At 58.0% G+C, this 18,026-nt stretch carries 16 protein-coding genes; 8 read left to right on the forward strand and 8 right to left on the reverse strand.

What is annotated here, in order from left to right:
- Positions 1–217 precede the first annotated feature (217 nt).
- The 7 genes from FJW10_RS04850 to FJW10_RS04880 all read left to right on the forward strand — a co-directional run bounded on the left by FJW10_RS04850 (position 218) and on the right by FJW10_RS04880 (position 7,260).
- Entirely contained in the window at positions 218–1,009 is a 792-nt protein-coding gene (locus tag FJW10_RS04850) for an ABC transporter permease (RefSeq protein ID WP_140835401.1), read from the forward strand.
- Positions 1,010–1,016: 7 nt separating this feature from the next.
- The gene (locus FJW10_RS04855) at positions 1,017–1,760 is read left to right on the forward strand and encodes an ABC transporter ATP-binding protein (RefSeq protein WP_140898823.1); all 744 of its coding nucleotides are present in this window, start codon (positions 1,017–1,019) and stop codon (positions 1,758–1,760) included.
- A gap of 192 nt (positions 1,761–1,952) precedes the next feature.
- Positions 1,953–3,083 (forward strand): DegT/DnrJ/EryC1/StrS family aminotransferase, encoded by a 1,131-nt coding sequence (locus FJW10_RS04860; RefSeq protein WP_140898825.1) that lies wholly within the window; start codon positions 1,953–1,955, stop codon positions 3,081–3,083.
- Positions 3,068–4,018 (forward strand): glycosyltransferase family 2 protein, encoded by a 951-nt coding sequence (locus FJW10_RS04865; protein WP_140898827.1) that lies wholly within the window; start codon positions 3,068–3,070, stop codon positions 4,016–4,018. Before FJW10_RS04860 ends, FJW10_RS04865 begins: the two co-directional genes overlap by 16 nt.
- Positions 4,015–4,965: a WxcM-like domain-containing protein gene (locus FJW10_RS04870; RefSeq protein WP_140898829.1), complete on the forward strand. Its 951-nt coding sequence runs from the start codon at positions 4,015–4,017 to the stop codon at positions 4,963–4,965. Before FJW10_RS04865 ends, FJW10_RS04870 begins: the two co-directional genes overlap by 4 nt.
- Positions 4,955–5,332 (forward strand): GtrA family protein, encoded by a 378-nt coding sequence (locus FJW10_RS04875; RefSeq protein WP_181177414.1) that lies wholly within the window; start codon positions 4,955–4,957, stop codon positions 5,330–5,332. Before FJW10_RS04870 ends, FJW10_RS04875 begins: the two co-directional genes overlap by 11 nt.
- Positions 5,332–7,260, forward strand: coding sequence for a hypothetical protein (locus tag FJW10_RS04880; RefSeq protein ID WP_140898833.1), 1,929 nt, complete (start codon positions 5,332–5,334; stop codon positions 7,258–7,260). The genes FJW10_RS04875 and FJW10_RS04880 overlap by 1 nt, the downstream gene beginning before the upstream one ends.
- A 35-nt stretch (positions 7,261–7,295) precedes the next feature.
- On the opposite strand, the gene FJW10_RS04885 is transcribed toward FJW10_RS04880, so the two are convergent.
- The 8 genes from FJW10_RS04885 to FJW10_RS04920 form a co-directional block, all read right to left on the reverse strand.
- Positions 7,296–8,030, reverse strand: coding sequence for a hypothetical protein (locus FJW10_RS04885; RefSeq protein WP_140898835.1), 735 nt, complete (start codon positions 8,028–8,030; stop codon positions 7,296–7,298).
- A 167-nt stretch (positions 8,031–8,197) separates the two neighbouring features.
- A complete protein-coding gene (locus FJW10_RS04890) occupies positions 8,198–8,923 on the reverse strand; it encodes a class I SAM-dependent methyltransferase (protein ID WP_181177415.1) in 726 nt (241 codons plus the stop codon).
- 186 nt (positions 8,924–9,109) lie between these two features.
- A complete protein-coding gene (locus FJW10_RS04895; RefSeq protein ID WP_140898838.1) occupies positions 9,110–12,457 on the reverse strand; it encodes a glycosyltransferase in 3,348 nt (1,115 codons plus the stop codon).
- Positions 12,454–13,401, reverse strand: a complete 948-nt coding sequence (rfbD, locus tag FJW10_RS04900; RefSeq protein WP_140898839.1) for a dTDP-4-dehydrorhamnose reductase — start codon at positions 13,399–13,401, stop codon at positions 12,454–12,456. The genes FJW10_RS04895 and rfbD overlap by 4 nt, the downstream gene beginning before the upstream one ends.
- Complete coding sequence (rfbB, locus tag FJW10_RS04905; protein WP_246674115.1) at positions 13,398–14,567, reverse strand: dTDP-glucose 4,6-dehydratase; 1,170 nt, start codon at positions 14,565–14,567, stop codon at positions 13,398–13,400. Before rfbB ends, rfbD begins: the two co-directional genes overlap by 4 nt.
- Before the next feature lie 14 nt (positions 14,568–14,581).
- Positions 14,582–15,136, reverse strand: coding sequence for a dTDP-4-dehydrorhamnose 3,5-epimerase (gene rfbC / locus FJW10_RS04910; protein WP_140898841.1), 555 nt, complete (start codon positions 15,134–15,136; stop codon positions 14,582–14,584).
- Positions 15,129–16,019, reverse strand: a complete 891-nt coding sequence (gene rfbA, locus FJW10_RS04915) for a glucose-1-phosphate thymidylyltransferase RfbA (protein ID WP_140835390.1) — start codon at positions 16,017–16,019, stop codon at positions 15,129–15,131. Before rfbA ends, rfbC begins: the two co-directional genes overlap by 8 nt.
- A 220-nt stretch (positions 16,020–16,239) precedes the next feature.
- Positions 16,240–16,830, reverse strand: a complete 591-nt coding sequence (locus FJW10_RS04920; RefSeq protein WP_140898843.1) for a biotin transporter BioY — start codon at positions 16,828–16,830, stop codon at positions 16,240–16,242.
- Between the two features lie 221 nt (positions 16,831–17,051).
- Here FJW10_RS04920 and FJW10_RS04925 point away from each other — a divergent pair, with 221 nt between their 5' ends.
- Complete coding sequence (locus FJW10_RS04925; RefSeq protein WP_140898845.1) at positions 17,052–17,960, forward strand: MBL fold metallo-hydrolase; 909 nt, start codon at positions 17,052–17,054, stop codon at positions 17,958–17,960.
- Positions 17,961–18,026: the final 66 nt, after the last annotated feature.

An 18,026-nucleotide genomic window follows, 5' to 3' on the forward strand; every position in this document is an offset into this window, starting at 1 on the left:
TGACTTGTCTCGAAGCAGCAACAAGCCAAGCCGAACTGTTGGTGACATCGGGAAACTGTCCAATAGACTCCGCTAATAGATGTCAGTGGACGACAATCCGGCTTCACTAAGCCGCACCACGTTGCCATAAGCTTGTCGCCATGGCTATGAAAGAGGGGCTTGGCGGTCGTGTGGGCGTTAGACGAAACACTAGAACAATAACTGTGGCACCACAGCGATGATTTCGGCACTGAACAGCGCGCTCGACGATATATTCGGGGCGATGAGGCTGCGAAGGGTATGGATTGCCCTCGCGCATGAGGATATCGGCGACCAGCACCGGCGCACCACGCTTGGGCCGCTTTGGCTGCTGGTCAACTATCTTGCCTTTGTCGGCACCTTCGTTTTCGTGTTCCAGCCTGCGGGCAAGGATGCCACAGGCTATACCGCCTACGTCGCGATTGGCTTGATGGTGTGGTTCTTCCTGATGGAGGTCATCTCGCTGAGCGTGTCACTCTTCAAGCGCGAGGAGAGCTTCATCGAAGGCACGACGCTTCCGCTGTTTGTCTATGTGATGCGATTGACCGTACAATCTGCGATCCGAGCCGGATACGCGATTGCAGGTTGCATTGTCATTCTATTGCTGACTGGCTCGGGGCTGACTATGGCGTGGCTGTGGTCGCTTATGGGGCTTCTCCTGATCCTGTTGGCTACACCGGCTCTCATCACCGTCTTTGCGTTTACCGGCGCATTCTTCCCGGACAGCGAATTCATCGTCGGCAACCTGATGCGCGTTGGAATGTTCTTCACACCCGTGTTCTGGGTTTATAATGGGCAAGACGCCATCCAGAGGTACGCATATCAATGGAATCCATTCGCCTACTTCCTGGACGTTGCACGCACCCCGATCCTCAGCGGCCAGTTTCCGAGTAATGCCTTCGCCGTCACAGGCATGGTAGCCTTGGCTATGTGGGCGATCGCGCTGTTGTTGCTTGGCAGATATCGCCGCCAGGTCGTCTTTTTGATATGAGTTTGTGATGGTTTCCATAAAACTGGACAACGTCAGCCTGGTCTACAAGCTGCACGAAAGACTGACGCTTTCGGCGCGGGATCGGCGTTTGGGCCCAACAGGCGGCAGAATTGAAGGTTCCGGCCGAAGGCAGTTCGTTCAGGCGCTCGACGGCGTCGGTTTCGAACTCAAGGCCGGCGACCGGCTTGGCCTTGTAGGCCCGAACGGAGCTGGGAAAACAACACTGCTGAAAGTCCTCTACGGCATCTACGAGCCTTCCGGAGGGAGCGTCGCGATCGAAGGTAAGGTCGATGCTCTTTTCAACATCAACATCGGATTTCGCCGCGAAGCGACGGGTCGCCGGAACATCGTATTGCGAGGCCTGATTAACGGATGGTCGGAAGCCGAGATCGAAGAAAAGATGGAAGACATCATTGCCTTCAGCGAGCTCGGCGATTTCATTGACCTTCCATTCAAGGCCTACAGCCAGGGTATGGCGGCGCGGCTCGCTTTTTCGGTGGCGACAGCGCTTGAACCCGAAATCCTGCTGATGGACGAATGGATCGGAGCAGGTGATGCTTCTTTCCAAGAAAAGGCCAAGAGGCGCATGGACGAACTGGCCGAAAAGGCAGGCATCATCGTTCTGGCGAGCCACAGCGAAAGCCTTATTCAGAGCGTGTGCACCAAGCGGCTGACGCTCAAAGGCGGCCGGGTGGAGTCGCTGACGCCGGTGCCGATCAGGTCTGCCGAAGCGGTTTTGGTCAACCCCTAGGCTCAGAGCGTTCTCCAAAATGACGCCAGCCTGTTGCGACCGAGACGGAATCTCAATAGTTGCGCTGTGGTCCTGGCTTTCCGCTGCTTCCGCGATGCAAGTATTCTTAACTGAGTCATGTCAGAATCATCTGAATTTCCGAATGTTCGCGGGCGAACACGCTGGAATGAATAAGACACTGTCGAGTTGTTGATGACGAAGCCGAATGCCGTTCCGATGAATGATCTCAAGCGTCTGTACCAGCGCTATGAGGTTGAAATCGCGCGCGAAGTAGCGAGCACGCTGCGGTCCGGATGGTGGCTCAATGGCGTAGCAGGGAAGCGATTCGGAGCGAACTTTGCGACGTTTGCAGGAGTCTCGGATTGCATCCTCGTCGCAAACGGAACGGACGCCCTTGAACTCGCTTTACGCTCTATCGTCGGGCTTGACGATGCGCATGGACGCGAGGTGATCGTGGCGGCGAATGCCGGGGGATATGCCAGTTGTGCGTGCTGGCACAACGACCTCATTCCACACTACGTCGACATCGAACCGGCTAGCCAACTTGCAAGCGTCCGATCGGTGCTGGAAGCGGTGAGTACCGACACGGCTGCGATTGTCGTTACCCATCTTTACGGCGGCGTGGTCGATGTTCCCGCTATCCGGGCAGGACTTGTCAATGCCGGAATGTCGCACATCCCGGTCATCGAGGATTGCGCCCAGGCACACGGTGCTCGCATCAGGGGTGAAATGGTTGGATCACTTGGAGACATCGCCACTTTCAGCTTCTATCCGACTAAAAATCTCGGCGCGATGGGTGACGGTGGCGCAGTCCTCACCTCCAACCAAAGACTGGCGGAGCGCGTTCGTCAGCTTCATCAATATGGCTGGAGTTCCAAATACCATGTGGCCCTGCCAGGAGGGCGCAACTCTCGCATGGACGAGGTCCAGGCAGCGATTTTGGATGTATTTCTTCCGGACTTGAACAGCCGCAACGAACAACGCCGCAGCATCGTTAGCCGATTTAGGGCTGTTACCGGGCGCCGGCTCAAATTCCTCGACGGCGGCAACGGCGCCGTCGCACACCTCGCGGTTCTGCTATGTGACGACCGGGGCGCATTCCGCATCTTCATGAAGGAGCGCGGCGTCGATACCGATGTCCACTATCCCGTGCTCGATTGCGATCAGGTCGGTTGGGCTACTTTGCCCATGAAAGGGACCGAAAATCTCGCAATCTCCCGGGCAAGCATCAGTCGTCTCTGTTCCGTTCCGTGCTACCCGGACATGACGAATGATGAGGTCGAGCAAGTGTGCAGAGCCCTCATCGAATGGGAGGCAATGTGACTGCGCGCTCTCTTGTTTTTCCCATCTACCGCAACGAGCTGAACATCCCTTCCCTTTTGCAGGCTGTCGCCAATTTCGACGCCATGTATAAGGGCGACATCGAGTTTGTCTTCGTCATCGATGGATCGCCCGACCAGTCGGGCGGCCTGCTGGTTAGGGCTTTGGAGGACGCCAGCTACAGATACAAGATCATCTTCCACAGCCGGAATTTTGGCTCCTTCACGGCCATTCGGACGGGCCTCGAACACGCGTCCGGCAAACATGTGGCCGCGATGGCGGCCGACCTCCAGGAACCGCCCGAACTCATTGTCGAATTCTTTTCGATACTGGAAAAGGATACGGCTGACGTTGTGTTTGGCCGCAGAACCGGTCGCGACGACCCCCTTTTGACGCGCTTCCTGTCCCGAGCCTTCTGGAGCGTTTACCGCAGGCTGATTATGCCCAGCATGCCGAGTGGCGGCGTCGATATATTTGCCTGCAACCGCCAGGCGCTCGATGCGATCCTGTCAATCGAGGAGCCAAACAGCTCGCTTGTGGTTCAGCTGTTCTGGGTCGGATTCAGGCGGGAGTTCGTGCCTTACCGGCGACGCGAGCGGGAGCATGGGAAGAGCGCCTGGGGCATTGGGCGCCGGCTCAGATATATGATGGACTCGATCTTCTCGTTTTCCGACTTTCCGATCGTTCTTACACTCTGGGTGGGAATTGCGGGCTGCATTCTCAGCCTTGTGTTTGCTGTAATCACCGTCGTCGCCCGCTTGCTTGGCAGGATCGACCCTGCCGGGTACACGACACTGGTTCTGCTTATCGTGGGATTCGGGTCAGCGATTCTCGCCGTGCAAGGCATTCTTGGTTGTTATCTTTGGCGAGCAGTTGAAAATACCAAATCGCGCCCACTGCGAATAATAAGCCGTGTCGTCGACGGGACCTCTGCATGAACGACAAGACTTTTTTTGTCCATGACCGTGGCATCTGCGAGAGCACGAGCGTCGGCGACGGCACAAGGATATGGGCATTCGCCCATGTCCTTCCGGGCGCCAAGATTGGCGCGAACTGCAACATCTGCGATCATGTCTTCATCGAAAATGACGTGACGGTCGGCGATGACGTCACGATCAAAAGCGGCGTTCAGCTATGGGATGGCGTCCGGCTGGGCAATCGCGTGTTTGTCGGCCCGAATGCCACCTTCACCAACGACCGGTTCCCGCGCTCGAAACATTATCCCGAGACGTTTCTCCAGACGATCGTCGAGGACGGGGCGTCGATCGGCGCCAACGCAACAATTCTGCCCGGCATTACGATAGGTCGCCAGGCAATGATTGGCGCTGGCGCCGTAGTGACCAAGAATGTGCCGGCCAACGCCGTTGTGGTCGGAAATCCAGCCGTCATCGTCGGCTACCAGACCGGACCGCAGGTCCAACCTGTGGTGACGCAGGCGACACCCGGCGCCGCCGGTGACAGGATGGCGCTTGGGGTCGGCGGATGCGAGCTTTGGCGGTTGCCGCATTTCAGCGACCTGCGCGGCGAGTTGGCTCCGCTTGAGTTCGGACAGAACCTTCCCTTCAAGCCGCTGCGCTCGTTTCTCGTTTACGGCGTCCCTTCCGACAAGGTCAGGGGCGAGCACGCGCACCGCCAGTGCCATCAATTCCTGATCGCTGCTCACGGGCGTCTTTCAGTGGTGGTCGATGACGGCCGCGACAGAAAGGAAGTCTCGCTGGCAGATCCCTCGATCGGTCTTTACCTGCCGCCGGGGGTGTGGGGCATTCAGTACAAGTTCCAGCCGGATACTGCGCTGCTCGTCATGGCTTCGCATCCATATGATGCAAGTGACTACATCAGGGACTATTCGGATTTCCTCGCCACGGTCAGACCGGATGACCACTGACCGGATAGGCTCGGACGCAATCCGCTTTCTAGTGGCCGGCGGATTGAACACAGCCTTGACTAGTGCCGTCTACTTTGCCGGCCTTATGGTGCTCCCGTCGGGTATTTCCTACACCATCGCCTGGCTGGTAGGTCTCGCATTCGTGATGATATTCTATCCGGATCGTGTCTTTCCCGGGGGGCGGACCGGCTTGGTGGACCGGCTGGTGGTCGGCGGTTCGGTCGGCGCGGTGTTCGTGGCCGGCTTGGCAACCCTTCATCTTCTTGAGCGAGCACTACAGAGCCAAGCGGCGGCGTTCTTTGCAACGCTTGCCATAACGACAATGCTTAACTTTCTGGTTTCTCGACGGATTCTGCGCAGACAATAATGAAACATTCCATCGAGTCTCAAACGGCGAACCTCGAGCTGGGAGCTGCCGCCCAAACGATGCCCCCATCACGCAACATGGCGACATCGGCAGAGCGCATTATCATTTCCCTGTTCATCTCTATCCCAATTTGCTGCCTTGCCTGGATGGCAATCCAGTGGATTAAATATGGGATAGACCTTCCATATTTAGATGATTGGCGTGATTATTTTGATGGTACTACGGGATCTTTTAATGTCAGATACCTTTTTACGCCAGAAAACGACACCCTATACGCGGTTGGAAAATTTCTTGAATCCCTGATTTTTATCGACCTCAAGGGAAATTCAGTTGTCGAACAGTTTCTTTCGATGGTGACCGTCCTCGGCCTAATTTTATTTTTGCAATGGCGCCTAGTCAATACAGTGATTAAAGATCGAATTCTTGCGGCGTGCGCCTTTTCTCTTACTTTGTTTATGCTTCAATCTGACAGCTATTGGGGACGACAGAATATCGCATATCACCAAGCCTTACCGCTCATATTCATTCTCACAGCGATATACATCCTGATCATGAGTCGATGGCCATGGCCCATTCGCTCTTTCGTTTTGTTTGCGTTAGGAACTCTTTCCGGGCTTGCTTATACTTCCGGCGCCTTTTCCTTGCTCGCATTGTCCGCCACCCTCATTGTCTGCATAGCGAGTAATCGGCGCGCCTATGGCGAACTAGCCCCAGACGCGAGCGCGCTGCTTTGCGCAGCCGTTCTTACCGTCACCGTACAAGGATACGTCCTCGTATTCGTCCAACACGGTCAGGTGCATTCAGGAACACCCTGGTCCTTGCCTAACAGCGCCGAATTCTGGTTTTACTTGTTCGGCAAGGTTGGCCGTAGCCTCATGCTAGGGGGGGCGCATCCGCTGCGATCTCTTTTGGTCACCCTGATTTGCTTGGCTCTTACCGTGGCGGTCGCGATTGCCGGGTTGCGCAATGTCATAACGGCGGAAAGTCGGCATTCGGATTCCGCTCGCTTGGGATTGATCAGCCTTCTCTTGTTCGCCTCGGTTTTTTTCTACCTATTAATGGTCGCCGCCGGCCGAACAGATTTGCGCCCGGCCAACATATCCACCCCCTTGCAACTCTTCGCCTTTGGCTTCGCACGCTTTCACTTCTTTTGGGCGACCCTGATTTGGCCATGGGTGTTTGCGGGCGCTGTTGTTATGGCCCTTATGCTGTGGCCGAGAAAGCAAGAGGCAATCCGTGTCGTTGCGGTAGCGGCGACGGGTTGCATTATTGTTCTCACCATGGCGGCAGGGGTCTTCGCCCACGCTTCCTATTTTCGGCAGACATCCGATCTAACACTTCGAAACGGCGCGTGCTTGCACGCGAAGCTGCTCGCGGGAGGGCCTATTGATTGTCCGACGCTCTACCCTCGCGACATGACACTTGCATATGCCAACGCGGTAAAAATGGGTGCGTCATTCATACGCTACTTTCCGCCCGACCTACTTGAAAGTGCTCCTCGCAATCCGACATGGAATGTTCTGGACAAGCCGACAGACAGCATCACGATAAGCAACGCGAAGGCTGAGATTCGTCCTGGCAATCTGAGCCTGTCCGCCGGCAAGGATGTTCAGATGGCTTTTTCAGTCGGCCAGCCGGATGACCTTCATCACTGCCTGGCAGTCCGTGTAGAAAGCACCATTGGCGTTGAAAGCTCCACGATCGTTCAGCTCTTCTACCGTCCATCGGGCGCTCCGGCTTTCTCCGAGGCTAACAGCCGCACTCGGCAAATCGCCGCCGGTAATGGAAATACGGTGCGGTTCCTCGTGATCGAACCGCACGGCTTTAGCAACGAGTTTCGGCTTGACCCGGTTTCCGACAACCAGCCCTCGATCGTGAAAGAGCTGAATGTTTCATGTGTTCTCAAAGAGGCTAGCCCTGCCAGGTAGATCACGCCATTGACTACCTTTGAGCCCCGTATTCTTCAAATGGCAAACCTAACCTGAGACATCTTTAAATATAGATCAGGCCCATTACGAATTACATCCATCGCTCTGGATTTGGCACGACCTGACGGCTGCAAACCGCAGAAATCGGCAAGAGCAGTCACAAAGTTCGCAGATTCAAAGATAGCCTTCTCATAGCTGACAAGAAGTACCGGCACCGAGACTTTTTCGATGAAGGTCACAATTTCAAGGTTTAGCTCGACCACTCTGCGAAGCTGGTCACGAAAATCGCAAACCATGGAGATTTCCTCCCGCTTTGCGACCGCAACCGGATCGCGGAAAGGGATCACTAGCCGCGGCTCGCGAAACAAGTGAAGATAATTCTCCACACTTTGGAAGGCCATGGGGCGTTTGAAACCCCAGACGTTGTGGGCGTCGTTGTACTGGGCTATGATCGCCGGCAACTCACTTGGGGAGTTTTCGATAGCGTTTGCAAACTGCAAATCCTCGAACACTGCTTTGTCGGCCTGATCTCCCAAATAAACCCCAAGGGAATCCAATGCGGCCGCCACCATGGATGTGCCAGAGCGAGGCGCACCAACGACAATAATCGTTGCAACGCCCGCCGCTGCGCTTTCGTTGATGATGCCAACCCCATAATTTTTGAGTTGACCGACATCGATCTCGCCTGCGGACGCGCTACGCCTGTATAGCCGAGCAAACCGTTTCGCTGACTGCCAGAGCATAGCCGCCTTATCAAACGCTTCCATCATCCAACTTGTATTCATTTCAAAAAGTTTCGCTAAGTTCCAGCTCTTTCCACCTCATACCCAACAAAATTTCATGCAGGCACTTCCTGCCCTCGATCGAATAGAGGTTTAATTTCAGAAAAAAATCGGGCAATTACTGTAAACATACCAAGAGTCCTATTCGAAAAAATTCACCTACATTTTTCAAGTGACACATAAAATTCTAATGTATTCCTTTGCGTTTTCTGAAAATCAACAACTCTAAATCCCATCTTAAATATATCATCTATTGAATTCGTGCATTCTATGAACTCTTCGTCCTCAAATACCCAACAATGAGCATCGATGTATTCATTCCTCATTTTTTCATCTGAAAGCACGGCAACGATACGATTCCTCTCCACCATGTACTCTGCGTTTTTTGGGGTGGTGGCCCCATTCCAGCAGTCAACCGGATTCGCTTTGCTGACATTCCAGAAATGGTCGCAAATCTGCTGAAAGCTTGGCTTCGTTCGCTTTTCAATATAGGCCGCCACGAGATCGGAGATCATGCTGCTTTTTCGCCTCAGATCGAAACAGTAGCGTTTATCGGGAAATGCGATGGCGATTCGACCGCCAGGCTTGAGAACGTAAAGATTCGACTCTAGCCAACCCAGCAAGTCAGGCACATGTTCCATAACGTGCGACGCCACAATGTAGTCCACTGACTCCTTCGGTAGAAATTCAGAAATCAGCTTGCCACCGGTTACAATGTCGATTTCCGGGATCAGACTGACATCGACATTGGGATCGTTGGCATAGTGTTTGGCTAGAGACGCGCGGTCCGCATAATCTACATAGCAAACGTCATAATGCGGCTTCCGTAAAAGGGCTGCATGCAAGGGGCCATATTCGATACCCTTTCCATCAAGATTCAACGCCGAAGTGATTTTCTTCGTGCGAGGCTCTAGCGCTGGGCGAGACTTCCAAAATAATCGCATATGACTTTATTTCACCACCATGCATATCGACTGGCCCCCCGAGCATTCCCACCGAAACTAAGCTCAATTCCGCTTCCGCCTCCATTGAGAAAAGTCAAATTTCTCCATTTCTATTTTCTACAATCAGCCTAGCGAGAAATCATCACGTCCTTTAGTCAGGTTCGGAGAATAGAAAGGATCGCGTTCTATGACCTTTTTCCACTGCTGTTCCATAAACATAATTTCATTTTTAAACCGCTCTTTTTTTTCCGGATTGTCCTCCGCGCCACGCGAAACACTCTCCAAGTGGTAAAGCTCAGCATACGGCGTCCAGACATTTAAGTATCCGGCTTCCTGTGCTTTCAGACAAAGATCGACATCGTTGAAGGCGACAGTCAGATTGACTTCATTGAGACCTCCAACTTCCTCAAACACATTTTTGCGGATCAGAAGGCAGGCTGCCGTAACGGCGGAAAGATTCTGCAGCACCTTTAACCTGGCAAAATACCCTGCATGGTGGCGGGGAAAATTTTTGTGCGCATGCCCGGCGACGCCGCCCACTCCAACAATAACTCCACCATGCTGAATCGTGTCATCGGCATAGTAAAGCTTCGCCCCGACACAGCCAACATCCGGCTGTATCGCCCAGGAAACCATCTCCGTCAGCCAGTCAGGCGAGATCACTTCGATATCGTTGTTGATCAATCCGATGATCGAGCCTCCCGCGTTCAGGACTCCGAAGTTGTTGATCGCCGAATAATTGAACGGCTTGTCATAGCTCAGCACGCGTATATTCTCCGCTTTTGCCAGCTCACTGAAGTAGGCAAGCGTTTCCTGTTCCACCGATCCGTTGTCGACCACGAGAATTTCGTAGTTGCTGTAAGTGGTTTTTTCGCGAATGGAATTCACGCAATTTCGTAGGAGGTCTACCTTGTCCCGGGTTGGAATGACAAGGCTGACAAGCGGTTGTGGTTCGGGCACCGAGAACCGAAGGCGGTAACAGGATGTGCCCGGCGCTTCCTCGACCTTTGCCGGTAGCCTCATGCGTTCGACATGTTCTTCCAACGCGCGAAATCCGGCCGTGTAAGCATAGCTCTTCTGCGAGCCGTCCAGCGCGGTCGAGCCTTCGACCGCGCGCCAGTGGTACAGCACCTTCGGAATGTGCTGAATTCTCTGCGGGCTTACACGCTCGAAGACGCGCAGATTGAGGTCATAGTCCTGACTGCCCTCGAAGCCGGGGCGCCAACCACCGACGGCACGAATATTCTCCGCGCGATGCACGGTAAGATGGTTCAGATAGTTCTGGGACCGGAAAAGCTCGCGCGAGAAATCCGGCTTGAAGCAGGGATCGTAACGTCTCCCTTCCGAATCGATCTTGTCCTCATCGCTATAGATCAACTCTGAGTCGGGATGGCGATCGAGTTCCAGCGCTACCTCGGCAAGCGCGTGCGGGCGTAGGACATCGTCGTGGTCAAGCATGGCAACCCACTCGCCGGTGACGAGTTCCAGCGCGGAATTGGACGCCTGGGAGATGTGGCCATTCTCCTCGCGAAACACGATTTTGATACGAGGGTCGCGTTTTGCATAGTCGTTCAGAGTGAGCCGCATGTGCGGCTTCGTCGAGCAGTCATCCGCAATACAGAGCTCCCAGTTCTGATAGATCTGGGCGCGCACGCTTTCGATCGCTTCTCGAAGGAGCTCTTCGGGCGTATTATAGACTGGTATGAGCACTGAAATAAGGGGCTTCACCTTAAGCTCGGCCAGGCGGTGGCGAAGGTCCGCTATGTCGTCTTCCGTCGGCGTGTCATGGAGAGCAATCCACCCTTCATAGGTAATGCTGCCCAGAGCGCCTCGCGCCTCGGCAGAACGGAGAGTGGCTGCAAATCCTGAGAGGCCGCCTTCTCTCATTATGTTCGCAGCGCGTTTGGCGGACCGTCCCAAAGCACTGGGGCTCTTCACGTGTCGAACAGCAAGCCTCGCTATGAGTCGCGCATAGTACTCAAGCCGCCCGAGCTTGCGCAGGCGCGCGTAATCGATTGTGATCTGGCGAGAACGGTCGCTCGGATCGAAACGGAGCTTCGCGGCGTTCGCGTGGAGCGGAAAGATCGTCTCTGCCAAGCCCCCGCCGCTCGAATGAAATCGCAGATCGATCCGCTCGACTTCGTTATATCCTCTGCCGCTGTCTACGTAGAGACGAGTGTCCGCAAAGGTTTCCGCGTCGGCCGGTCCGTGCAGACTGATCTGATAGTGTCCAGGGGCAAGCGGCAAGGAGCCCGGCCAAAGGAGTTCGAACTGCGGATCATCACCAGTTACCGTCCACTCCGTGGCTCGCTTCCCAGACGTCACACTTTTCAAGTGATAGAGCGCGCGCGGCACGATAGGCCGTCCGATATAGAAAGCCATTCTGTTCGGAAACGACGCGAGTCTTCGTAGTAACGATCGATAACGCCAGACCCGGCTGATACGCACCAATTCCATCTCACGCTTCAACGCGATCATTTGGTGATCGCGGTCCTGCACCTGACGCTCAAGCATCGCAATGCTTTTGTCCCTTGCCGCGAGATTGGTATCGGCCAATTCAACGGCGCGCGTGACGGTCTGTTCCAACGCCACGATCTCATTGTTCTTTGCCGCAAGGTTTGTGTTGGCCAATTCCAACGCTTGAGCGACGGCACGGGCCTTCTCACGCTCGACCGTCAGTGCAACGATCTCACTGTCGCGCTGTTCGACCTGTTGTCGCCACTCTTCGCGCTTCAGCGCGAGTTGCGCTTCCGCCTGCTCTGCTGAACAGGTCGCGTTCTCGCGCTGGGCGACTGCCTGGCCAAGATGGGCGAAGGCGGCTCGTATGGCCTCTGTGCTGCTCTCCTGTTTGCCAGCGGCGAAAAGCGCCTCGACCGCATTCGGGTAGCTGTCGCCAAGCGCCAGAACACCCAGGCCATGCCCATGCAGGAACTCGAAATGCGGCCGGCCTTCCGATACCTCTTTCCAAAGGCGAAAGACGCCGAAATCGCGCTCACGCACGTTCGTGTCATGAAAGAGCACAATGGCGTTTTGTGCCAGCTTCGGCCGCCAGGTCTCGAAGTCATGGCGGACAGCGTCGTAGCTGTGCAGGCCGTCGATATGCAGAAGATCGATGCTTTCATCTTCGAAATGTCTAACTGCCTCGTCGAAAGTCGACCGCACGAGAGACGAAAAAGCTGCATATTTTCTGGCATGGTAGTCGGCCAGGACGGAATAGATCTCCTCGCCATAGAAGCCCGCGTGCTCATCACCTTTCCAGGTGTCGATTGCGTAGCTGCTGCAAGAAAGACGCAGCAGTTCGATAGCCTGGCAGGCAGCGCAATAAGAAACCCCAGTGTGCGTGCCAAGCTCGACGAAGCGACGCGGACGAAGCGCGTCGACAAGCCAGAACATGAACGGAACATGCTCGATCCACGCAGATGGAGCCACGAGTTCAGGGAACCGGAACGTTGTCGACGTGAAAGGGATCATCGCTTTATCGCACTGCCAGACAAGTTCGCCATCCCAGCAAGTGGCTGGCAATTATCAATTTGGTCGTGCCCCAACTGGCGAACCACGCCTTCACTCGCCTCCCGCCACCCCGACGCCTGCCACCCGAACACACCCTCAAACTTCGCGCTCGAAAGTCGCGAATTTTGCGGCCGCTTGGCCTTGGTCGGATAGTCGCTCGTCGCGATATCGCGCACGTTCGCGTGCGGGCCACCAAACGCCCGGCTTGTGTCGAGGATGTGACGGGCAAAGCCGCTCCAGTTGGTGTCGCCCTCGCCCGCCAGATGGTAGACGCCGAAGGCGGCGAAATTGCTGTCGTCGACCAGCTTCGGCGCCGCATGCAGGATGGCGTCGGCAATGTCGAGCGCGGATGTGGGGTTGCCCCATTGGTCGGCGACGACCGCGATCTCGTCGCGGCCGGCGGCGAGGCGCAGCATTGTCTTGACGAAATTCCTGCCGAAGGGGCTGTAGACCCAGGCCGTGCGCAGGATGAGGTGACGCGGGTTGGCCGTCGCGACCGCCTCTTCGCCGGCGAGCTTGGAGGCGCCGTAGACGCCGAGCGGGGCGGTCGGGTCGGTCTCGACATAGGCGCCGTTCTTGGTGCCGTCGAAGACATAGTCGGTCGACAGATGGATGACGGGAACGCCGAGCCTTGCCGCGGCTTCGGCCACCTTGCCGGCGCCGGCGGCGTTCACGGCGAAGGCCAGGTCCTTCTCGTCCTCGGCCTGGTCGACGGCGGTGTAGGCGGCGGCGGAAACGACGATGTCGGGCCGTGCCGCTTCAAGGGCGGCGAACACCGTGTCTGGCCGCACCAGGTCGAGCGCCGGCCGGCCGACGGCGACGACCTCGACGTCGTCGCGGCCCCGCGCCGCCTCGACCAGACTGGCGGCAACCTGACCCTCGCGTCCGGTGACGGCAAGCCTCACGTGGCCACCTTCCTGCTCTCGGCCGCGTTCCCGGCCGGGCTGCTTTCGGCCCTTGCATTTTCGATCTGGACGTTCTCGAGCGGGGTGTTTTCGGCCGGGCGCGTTTCCACCTTAGCGCGGCCCAGCCGCGCGCCATCGTAGCGCTGCTCGCGGATCGGCCCCCACCACCATTTGTTGTCGAGATACCAGTCGACGGTCCTGGCCAGGCCGCTGTCGAAGTCCTCCCGCGGCGTCCAGCCGAGGTCGCGCGCGATCTTGGAGGCGTCGATCGCGTAGCGGCGGTCATGGCCGGGGCGGTCGGTGACGAAGGCGATCAACTCGCGATAGCGCTTGCCGCCGGCGCGCGGCTGCCTGAGGTCGAGAAGATCGCAGATCGCCTCGACCACTCCGAGATTGGTGCGTTCGGAATTGCCGCCGACATTGTAGCTCTCGCCCGGCTGCCCCTTGGTGGCCACCAGTTCAAGAGCCCTCGCGTGATCCTCCACGAACAGCCAGTCGCGCACATTGGCGCCGGCGCCGTAGACGGGCAGCGGCTTCTCGTCGAGCGCGTTGAGGATGACCAGCGGGATCAGCTTCTCCGGGAAATGATAGGGCCCGTAATTGTTCGAGCAGTTGGAGAGAACCACCGGCAGGCCGTAGGTCTCGTGCCAGGCCCGCACCAGATGGTCGGACGCCGCCTTCGAGGCCGAATAGGGCGAGGACGGCGCGTAGGGCGTCTCCTCCACGAACATGCCGCCGTCGAAAGGCAGGTCGCCAAACACCTCGTCGGTCGAGACATGATGGAAGCGGAAGCTGTCCTGGCGGGCCTGCGGAAGCCCGCGCCAGTATTCCAGCGCGGCATTCAGGATGCGGTAGGTGCCGACGATGTTGGTCTCGATGAAGGCGCCCGGCCCGTCGATCGAGCGGTCGACATGGCTCTCGGCCGCAAGGTTCATGACGATGTCGATGTCGTCGCGGCGCAAGATCTCCAGCACCGCGCGCTCGTCGCAGATGTCGGCCTGCTCGAAGCGATAGTTGTGCGCGTTCTCGATCGGCCTCAGCGAAGCGAGGTTGCCGGCATAGGTGAGCTTGTCGAGATTGGTGACGCGATAGGCCGGATTGGCGCACAGATGCCGGCACACGGCCGAGCCGATGAAGCCGGCGCCTCCGGTGACCAGAAAATTCATGCCGCCATCCCTCCTCACGCGAACACCTGCGCCAGGCCGAGCAAGGGCGCGTTGCGGTCCTTGTCCGAAAGCTGGAAGCCGCCCGCGATCGACGGCCATTTTATGCCGATCTCCGGGTCGTCGAAGCGGATCGACCGGTCGTGCTCGCGCGAATAGGTGTCGGTCACCTTGTAGAGCACCTCGGTATCCGGCACGAGCGTGACGAAACCGTGCGCGAAGCCTTTCGGCACCAGGACCTGGTTGCCCTTTTCGGCCGATATCTCCAGAGCCACCCATTTGCCGAAGGTCGGCGAGGCGCGGCGGATATCGACCGCGACATCGAGCACGCTGCCCCTGATGACGCGCAGCAGCTTGTCCTGGGCGCGCGGCGGCAACTGGTAATGCAGGCCGCGCAGCACGCCGGCCGCGGCGGAATAGGAATGATTGTCCTGCACGAAGGCGAGGTCGATGCCGGCCTCGGCGAAGCGTTCGGCATTCCAGGTCTCGCTGAAAAAGCCGCGCGCGTCGCCATGCCGCTTCGGCACGATCTCCAGCACGCCATCGAGGCCGAGCGGCCTGACTTCAAGCACCGCGTTCCTCCATCAGATCGGCCACCCGCCGGCGCAGATAGGCGGCGTATTCGTTCTTGCCGAGCCGCGCGGCGCGCTCCAGAACCTTGTCGGCGCCGAGCCAGCCCTGCTCGAACGCGATCTCCTCCGGGCAAGCGACCTTGATGCCCTGGCGATGCTCGATCGTGCGCACGAAGGAGGCCGCCTCGTGCAAGCTGTCATGCGTGCCGGTGTCGAGCCAGGCGTAGCCGCGGCCGAGCTGATGCACCTGCAGTTGCCCGCGCTCGAGATAGACGTTGTTGACCGCCGTGATCTCGAGTTCGCCGCGCGCGGAAGGGCGGATCGTCGAGGCGATGTCGACGACGCCGTTGTCGTAAAAATAGAGGCCGGTGACGGCCCAGTTGGATTTCGGCTTTTGAGGCTTTTCCTCGATTGTCAAAGCCTTGCCGGTTGCCTTGTCGAACGAAACCACGCCGTAGCGCTCCGGATCGTCGACATGATAGGCGAATACCGAGGCGCCGCTTTCACGGCCGGCCGCGCGACGGCACAGATGCGACAAACCCTCGCCGAAATAGATGTTGTCGCCGAGAATCATCGACACGTTGTCCTTGCCGATGAAGTCGCGACCGATGATGAAGGCCTCCGCGAGGCCGTTGGGCTGCGGCTGCTCGGCGTAGGAAAGCTCCACGCCAAATTCGGAACCGTCGCCCAGCAAAGCCTGAAAGACCGGCAAGTCGCGCGGAGTTGAGATGATGAGAATCTGGCGGATTCCCGCGAGCATCAGCACGCTCAGCGGGTAATAGATCATCGGCTTGTCGTAGATCGGCAGTATCTGCTTAGAAACCGCTAATGTAAGCGGATAAAGGCGTGTTCCGCTGCCACCCGCAAGGATAATTCCTTTCAACAAGCTCTCCTTGAACTACCGCGGCCCCCGCCTCGACGCCAAGTTGCCCGTGCTTAGGTTTCGGGCGCTGGCTTGTCAATGTCGGCTTCGACTGCTTCCCGACGCACCTCACCGCTTTCTATCATCCGGCGTGCGGTGGTTTCGAGCGAAATCCGACCGCGCCATGAAAAAGGGCCGGCGGGCGCTTGTCGCCCGCCGGCCCTTTTCTCGTCGATCGTTCTCAGCCGCGCTTGAGCAATGCCCACACGGCCGGCACCAAGCTGGCGGCCAAAGCCACCTTGATCAGGTCGCCGACGATGAAGGGCAGGACGCCGAACTGCCAGGATTTTTCCGGCCCGATGAGGATCGCCAGCCAGGCAAAGCCGATGGCCATCATGACGACCTCCGCCGTCAGCATGGCGCCGAACAGCTTGAACGGATTGCGGTCCCAGCCGCGATCCGCGGCCCAGCCGGCGATCGCCGCCATGACCACGAAGCCAGCAAGATAGCCGCCCGTCGAACCCAGCATATAGGCGATGCCGATGCCCTTTTCCGGCGTACCCTGGAAAACCGGCAAGCCAAAAGCGCCTTCGGCGAGGTAGAGAAGGAGCGTGGCGACAGCAAGGCGCAGGCCGAACGCCGAGGCGATCAACAGCACGGCCAGCGTTTGCAGCGAAATGTCGACCGGGCCGAGCACCACTTTGGTCTTGGCCGAAAGCGTCAGCAGCAAGGTTCCGGCGAGTGCCAGGAAGAGCTGGGTCGCGAGCCGGGCGGCGCCCCGATCCGGCAGGGTGAGAGAAACAAGCGGGCGCATCGTGGTTGCAGTTGCCATGGTCTTTCCCATTCTGGCTGATTTGTTGGGTGGCTGATTTGCTGGCTTTAAAAGCGCATCGCACAGAAACGGGTCCAGGCGGCGCGCTTTAAAAATTGTCCTGATGCATGTCGTTCTCCCAAAACCGCTGCGCGGTTTTGGGCGACATGCATTGATTTTCCTATATTGGCTTCCGTATCGGGCGGCAATCATTTTGCCGCATTGCAACGGAGCACGCCGGCATGGCCCTTGAATTCGACACCAGCTTCGATCCCGCCTATGGCCGGGCGGTTGCGGTTGCGCCGGATGTGCTGCGCGTCACCGCCAGAAATCCAAGCCCGTTCACCTTCCACGGCACCAACAGCTATCTCGTCGGCCGCGAGATGCTGGCGGTGATCGATCCAGGGCCGGAAGACGACGCCCATCTCGAGACGCTGCTCAAGACGATTGCTGGCAGGCCTGTCAGCCACATCTTCGTCAGCCACACCCATCGCGACCATTCGCCGCTCGCGGCGCGATTGAAAGAGCTGACCGGCGCCCCGACGCTTGCCGAAGGCCCGCATCGGCCGGCCCGCGCCTTGCGCATCGGCGAGGTCAATCCGCTCGACGCCAGCGCCGACCTTACCTTCGTTCCCGATGTCGTGCTGGCCGACAATGCGCTGACTGAGGGCGACGGCTGGGCCATCCGCACCGTGCTGACGCCCGGCCACACCGCCAACCACGTCGTGTTTGCCCTCGAGGGGACCGGAACCCTGTTTTCAGCCGACCATGTCATGGCGTGGTCGACCACGATCGTCGCGCCGCCGGACGGCGCCATGGCCGACTATATGAGCTCCCTCGACCGGCTGCTGGCGCGCGACGATCGCTTGCTTTTGCCGGGCCATGGCGGGCCAGTGACCGCGCCGCGAAGGTTCATGCGCGGCCTCAAGACGCATCGCAAGATGCGCGAAAGGGCGATCCTGGAACGCATCCGCGCCGGAGACCGGACGATCGCGGAAATGGTCGCGGCGATCTACCGCGACACAGACCCGCGGCTGCACGGCGCCGCGGGGCTTTCGGTACTTGCCCATCTCGAGGATCTGGTCGCGCGCGGCCTGGTCGTCACGGACGGTGATCCGGCCATAGACGGCGTTTTCGCGCCCGCTGCGTAGGTCCGGAGCGCGTCACCGTTTCACGGAAAACGGCGAAGCGCTCCCACTTCCTTCTTGGCGCAATTC

This window comes from Mesorhizobium sp. B4-1-1 (assembly GCF_006439375.1).
Lineage (GTDB): Bacteria > Pseudomonadota > Alphaproteobacteria > Rhizobiales > Rhizobiaceae > Mesorhizobium.

Bases quoted from the DNA above. Each gene is read 5' to 3' on its own strand.
- FJW10_RS04855 (WP_140898823.1), top strand. From the start codon at position 1,017: ATGGTTTCCATAAAACTGGACAACGTCAGCCTGGTCTACAAGCTGCAC.
- FJW10_RS04880 (WP_140898833.1), top strand. From the start codon at position 5,332: ATGAAACATTCCATCGAGTCTCAAACGGCGAACCTCGAGCTGGGAGCT.
- FJW10_RS04895 (WP_140898838.1), bottom strand. From the start codon at position 12,457: ATGATCCCTTTCACGTCGACAACGTTCCGGTTCCCTGAACTCGTGGCT.
- rfbB (WP_246674115.1), bottom strand. From the start codon at position 14,567: ATGAATTTTCTGGTCACCGGAGGCGCCGGCTTCATCGGCTCGGCCGTG.
- FJW10_RS04925 (WP_140898845.1), top strand. From the start codon at position 17,052: ATGGCCCTTGAATTCGACACCAGCTTCGATCCCGCCTATGGCCGGGCG.
- FJW10_RS04865 (WP_140898827.1), top strand. From the start codon at position 3,068: ATGGGAGGCAATGTGACTGCGCGCTCTCTTGTTTTTCCCATCTACCGC.
- FJW10_RS04850 (WP_140835401.1), top strand. From the start codon at position 218: ATGATTTCGGCACTGAACAGCGCGCTCGACGATATATTCGGGGCGATG.
- FJW10_RS04885 (WP_140898835.1), bottom strand. From the start codon at position 8,030: ATGATGGAAGCGTTTGATAAGGCGGCTATGCTCTGGCAGTCAGCGAAA.
- FJW10_RS04875 (WP_181177414.1), top strand. From the start codon at position 4,955: ATGACCACTGACCGGATAGGCTCGGACGCAATCCGCTTTCTAGTGGCC.
- FJW10_RS04870 (WP_140898829.1), top strand. From the start codon at position 4,015: ATGAACGACAAGACTTTTTTTGTCCATGACCGTGGCATCTGCGAGAGC.
- FJW10_RS04920 (WP_140898843.1), bottom strand. From the start codon at position 16,830: ATGGCAACTGCAACCACGATGCGCCCGCTTGTTTCTCTCACCCTGCCG.
- FJW10_RS04860 (WP_140898825.1), top strand. From the start codon at position 1,953: ATGACGAAGCCGAATGCCGTTCCGATGAATGATCTCAAGCGTCTGTAC.